5 protein-coding genes are annotated in these 5,004 nt (G+C 67.5%); all 5 read right to left on the bottom strand.

Going from position 1 to position 5,004, the window contains the following annotated elements; translation table 11 throughout:
* On the bottom strand, positions 1 to 968 hold a 968-nt coding region (locus tag VFW84_RS13585), incomplete at its 3' end, for a hypothetical protein (RefSeq protein ID WP_329680996.1).
* 11 nt (positions 969 to 979) lie between these two features.
* Positions 980 to 2,287 carry a type II toxin-antitoxin system HipA family toxin gene (locus VFW84_RS13580; protein ID WP_329680995.1) on the bottom strand — a complete coding sequence of 436 codons (1,308 nt, stop codon included), beginning with the start codon at positions 2,285 to 2,287 and terminating at the stop codon, positions 980 to 982.
* Complete coding sequence (locus tag VFW84_RS13575) at positions 2,280 to 2,660, bottom strand: XRE family transcriptional regulator (RefSeq protein ID WP_329680994.1); 381 nt, start codon at positions 2,658 to 2,660, stop codon at positions 2,280 to 2,282. Before VFW84_RS13575 ends, VFW84_RS13580 begins: the two co-directional genes overlap by 8 nt.
* Positions 2,661 to 2,710: 50 nt before the next feature.
* Positions 2,711 to 4,006, bottom strand: coding sequence for a TolC family protein (locus VFW84_RS13570; protein WP_329680993.1), 1,296 nt, complete (start codon positions 4,004 to 4,006; stop codon positions 2,711 to 2,713).
* Between the two features lie 3 nt (positions 4,007 to 4,009).
* Positions 4,010 to 5,004, bottom strand: a 995-nt coding sequence (locus VFW84_RS13565) for an HlyD family type I secretion periplasmic adaptor subunit (RefSeq protein WP_329680992.1), incomplete at its 5' end; no start/stop codon positions are given.

The following is a 5,004-nucleotide window of genomic DNA, read 5'->3' as shown; positions in this document are numbered from 1 at the left end:
AGGCGCCCGCCCAGGCTGGTGGCCAGCATGGCTGACAGCACGTAATGCTGGGCAAAGTCGACCCGACCATGCAGCAGCAGCATCTTGTCTGGCAGTTCGGGCCAGTGTTGAGCGGCTGGCAGCAGGCGACCGGGCGGGATGTGGACGGTGTAGAGGGCCAGGGCCATCAGCACGGCGCGACTCTCTCGGGTGGCCAGTTCCTGCAAGTCGCTGCTGCCCAGGCCCTGGCCCAGGGTGCGTTGGCGCGCCTGTTCGAACAGGGCGCTCAGCACGGGCACCAGGGGTTGCGCGTAGGCCGGGGCTTGCAGCAGTTGGCCGAGTTGTTGGTGATAGGCGTAGAGCCGTTCGATGTCTTCGGCTGGCAGCAGCAGGCTGAAGGCGCGGCTGCTGTGTTGCTCCGTCCAGCGGGCGTGGACTTGGAGCGTGGCGTGGCCAAAGCGGACCTCTTCAACAGCGCTCAGGCCGATCAGGGCGGGTTCGAGCACATGGTGGTGTGCGGCCACGCGCTGGGCCACCCACAGAGCCAGACCGGGGGGCACGGGCAGATGGCCGATGCGCAAGGCGCTGAGCGTGGGGGGGCCTTGGGGCTGGGGTGTCAGGGTGGCAGACACATTGAGCCATGAGCCCAGAAAGCTCAGGGGCCGCAGCGGGGTGCGTTGCAGGGGCACGCTGACAGTGACCCTGGCCTGGCTGGGCGAGATGTCGCTCAGGGCGGATGCACCGAGCAGGCGCTGGGCGGCGTCGTTCGCCAGGGCATTGAGCTGGAGTTGCGGCAGGGTGATATCGAGCGGTTGCCCGTGGAAGGCCGCGCGCAACTGTTCGCGGTTGAGCAGTTTTTTGGCGGTGTTGAGGTCGGCCGCCTGCAGGCCGACGAAGACCTGGGCCGCCGGCTGGCGCTGGGGCAGCAGGCAGACCACGGCCAGTGCACCCACCAGCGCCGCGACCGTCAGGCCCAACAGGGTTTTCAAGAGGCGTTGGATCATCTGAAGGGCGAGCGTCGTGGGCGAGTGGAAGGCCGGGTGTGGGCGCGGGGTTTGAAGTCCTGGCGTTGCGCGAGCAACTCGGGGCCATCGATGCGGTCGGCCAGTTGCTCAATGTCTCGCGGGCTGACGCCGCAGGCCGTGAAGTGTGCCTGCCACTGGGCCACGACGTCGATGACCCGCTGGACTTCTTGTGCGGCCTGGTCACGCGTGAGGGCGAAGAGCTCACACTGGGACATGGCATTGACGAGGGTGGCGTCATGGCCGTCGTCGCCCACAGCGAATTCCTGATGACCTTGGCCCGAGTTGGTGGGCAGCACGTCATACGCGGGCGACAACCGGAGCGTGCCGAAGCGGTCGGGTGCCGGGGTGAGTAGGCTGTGATTTTTCTCGTGATCGTCGGTGTTGTCGATCAGGATGTTGAAGACCATGCGCCGAAAGAGCTCGCGCATATCGTGTTCGTGGTGTTGGGTGTCACCCACCCGGCGCAGCAGTTGGGCCAGTGCCGGATAGCCCAGAGAGGGAGACTGACCGTCGGGGCTGGCGGCACGCAGGGCCGTGCCTGCTGACAGGCAATGAAGTCGCTGGCCCGGCAGGCGATCGAAACGTTTGACGGCCACGGCGGTTTCTCCGGCCAGTGGGACCAGACGGGTGTCGGCGGTATGGATGCGGGCCAGCCGGGCCAGGGTCATGCTGGCGTGCTCGATGCGGGGCAGATCAACGGGTTCGTTGTTGAAGAACTTGATGACCCACTGCTCACCATCGATGTCGATGAGGGCCTTGGGTTTGGCGCCGCCCAAGCTGCCGCCGGCAGCCACCATGCGGCTTTCTTGCAGAGTGAGGGCTTCTTTGGCGTTGATCTTGGCGATCACGCCGCTGAGGGCCTGCGCCTGGTCTAGATGGGGCAAGGGGCCGTTGTGCCTGGGCAGGTAGTGGGTGCTGGAGGTGGACACGCCCAGGGCACCGAAGCGGTCGTGCCCGGCGTAGTAGAGGTATTCCATCAAGGACAGCCGCCGTGGCTTGTCGATGTACTGGATGACGCGCTCGCCCCAGCGGTCGGGGCGGGCATCGTCGACCGCGCCTGCGGCCGTGCCTTGGGCACGAGGCAGGTGCTCTTGCGCTGTCAGGGGCAGATCTTCACTCAAGGGAAAGCCTTGGGCCAGCCAGCTGGGAGCATAGGTCAAGGAGACACCCTTGCCTGCACTGACCAGATGCAGTGTGCCGATCAGGCGTGCTTGCTCTGGCTGGCCCAGGAACCAGAGGTGGAGTTCATCCAATCGGGTGTCGCGGGTGATGGGCTCAGTCATCCGAGGCCTGGGGCGCTTTCTGGCGTTTGAGGCGCGCTTGTGCGGAGTGCTGTGCGCGTGTCTTGCCCAGATGGACCGCTTCGCGGACGTCAAGTTCCAGGGCGCCTCGATCTTGTGCGGGGGTGGCCAGTTCGCCCAGGGCGGTGTCTCGCCCGATCAGCCACAGGGCGGTGGCATAGATGCCCATGCCGACACCGGGATCGCCTGACTCCATGCGCATCAGCGTGGGCACAGACACGCCCAGCCGTGCAGCCCAGGCAGACAGGGATTGCTTGCGCCGCAGCCGGGCCACGGCCAGATCAGCGCCAAGGCGATCCAGGGATGCCTGAAGCGCGGGAGGGAGCTGCTTGAGGGCGGCTGGGGTCTTGGGCATAACAAAGATTATATTGAAATGGCAGTTTCAATGAAAGTCTTTGTTAATTTTCAGGGCTCCAGAGAGGATAAACCCAGAACGGACAGCAATTGCCCGGTCAGGGTCCAGTAGGCCAGGGCCGCCTTCTGGCCCTGGCTGTCGTTGTCGATGAGCCGCTGGCTGATGTTGAAGGGGGCTTCGCGCAGGCTGATGAGGTCGATCAGATCGCGGCGGCCGGCGGCGTATTGCAGGGTGCTGGCGCTGACCACGGCTTCAAGATGCCGGATCTGGCGCTGGTAGATGGGGGCGAGCTGGCGGCTGCGGTGCAGGGTTTGCAGGGCGTTGTCCAGGTCCAGATCGATGGTGCGGGCGATGCGTTCGGTGTCGCCATCGGCGGCGGCGGCGCGGGCCAGGCCTTCGTCGCGTTTGGCAAACGAGCCACCGCCCAGCGGCAGGTCGTAGCCGATGCTGAGCGTCCAGCCCTTTTGCTGGCCCGAACTGGGCGTGGGGGTGGTGCGTTCGCTGAGCAACTGGCGCCACTCCAGATCGACCTTGGGCAGCAGTTCGGGCTGGATGGGGCCCAGTTTGAGTCGGGCGCTGCTGGCGCGGGCCTGGGCCGCCAGCCAGGCGGGGTTACGGGCCTGGGCGGCGCCGGGTGGGATGCTCAGGGCCTGATCCACGGACAGATCCGGCAGTTCGACGGCCTGCAGGTCGCCCACGGGGGCGCCCACCAGGGTCTGCAGGCGGCGGCGGGTCAGGGTGGCGTCGACGACGGCCGCATCATGGGCGGCCTGGGCATCGGCCAGCGAGGCCTGGGCGGCATGGCGGTCGGATTCCGGGCTTTTGCCGCTGCTGACCAGGCGGTCGACATCGGTGGCGAGTTTTTGCACGTCGCGCAGACGCTGCTGCGCCAGGGTCAGGATGCCTTGCTGGCGCTGCGCGTCGACATAGGCCTGGGCGGTTTGTTGAGCGGCCTCCTGCAGGGCGCGGCTGAGGTCCAGGCGCGCGGCTTGTTGCTCTTGCTCGGTGGATTGCAGCAGGGCCTGGTCAGCGCCACCGTTGTAGACGTTGAGGCGCACATAGGCCTCGGCACGTTCGGTGCGGCGGTTCAGGTCGCGGTTGAGGTCGGTGACATCGGCCTGCCCGACCTGGGCGTTGACCCCGGCCGAAGGCCACCAGCGTGAACGCACTTGTCGGGTCTGGGCCTGGGTGGCCTGCCACAGGGCGCGGGCGCTGCGCACTTGCGGGTCATGGGCCAGGGCCAGGCGCACCACCTCGGGCAGGGTGTCGGCCTGCAGTGCGGGCGTGGCGCAGGCCAGGGCCAGGGTGATGAGCAGGGGGCGCAGGGGGACGGGCTGGCGTGGCATGGCTCAACGCTCCTGCAGGGCCATGTCGAAGGACTTGAGCAGGGGCTTGAGCAGGTACTGCATCACCGTGCGCTTGCCCGTGAGGATGCTGGCCTCGGTGGTCATGCCGGGGGTGAGTGGCAGGGCCTTGCCCTGGTGGCGCAAGGCCCCCGGCTCGCTGCGCAGGGTGACCTCGAAATAGGGCTGGTGCTGGTCGTCGACCAGGGCGTCGGCGCCCACGCGTTCGACCTCGGCGTGCAGCTTGCCGTAGACCGATGAGTCATAGCTCATGATGCGCACGGAGGCCCGCTGGCCAGGGTGGATGAAGCCGATGTCGTCGGGCTTGACCTTGACCAGGATGCGGGGGGCGGCTTCGGCGGGCACGATCTCCAGAATGGTCTCGCCTGCGCGGGCCACGCCACCCTTGGTGGGAATGAGCACGCGGTTGACGATGCCATCAATGGGGGCGGTGAGTTCACGGCGCGCGGCGCGGTCTTCACGGGTCTTGAGCTGGTTGCCGAAGCTGGCGGCCTTGGCTTGCAGCTCGGTGCGCTGGGCACCCCATTGCGCACGCATGCGGGCGGCCACTTCCTGGCTTTGCGAGCGGGCCAGGGCCAGGCTGGCTTCCAGCCGGGGCAGGCTCTGACGCAGGGCATCGAGGTCGGCCTTCTGGCTGAGCAGGCGCTGCTGGGCATTGAGGTAATCAGCCCGGGCGCCCGCGCCTTGTTTGAACAGGCCTTCTTCAATGGCCAGGGCTTCCTGGGCCAGTTTGACGGCGGGCTCCAGGCCCTGGATGCGGGCGCGGGCTTCTTGCAGGGAGGCGGCCTCGCGGCTGATCTGATCCTGGCTGCCGCGCAGGGCGGCGGCGTACTCGCGCTGGGCATCTTGCCACTGGCGGGTTTCCTGCTGGACCAGGGCAGGGGCCTCGGTCTGCAGTTCGGGCGTGAATTGGGGCGCGGTGCCGCTGAGCAGCGCATCGATGCGGGCCAGGGCGGCCACGGCGGCCAGCCAGTTCTGGC

Source organism: Aquabacterium sp., assembly GCF_036279655.1.
Lineage (GTDB): Bacteria > Pseudomonadota > Gammaproteobacteria > Burkholderiales > Burkholderiaceae_C > Aquabacterium.
This window is presented reverse-complemented; position numbering and strand designations above follow the sequence as displayed.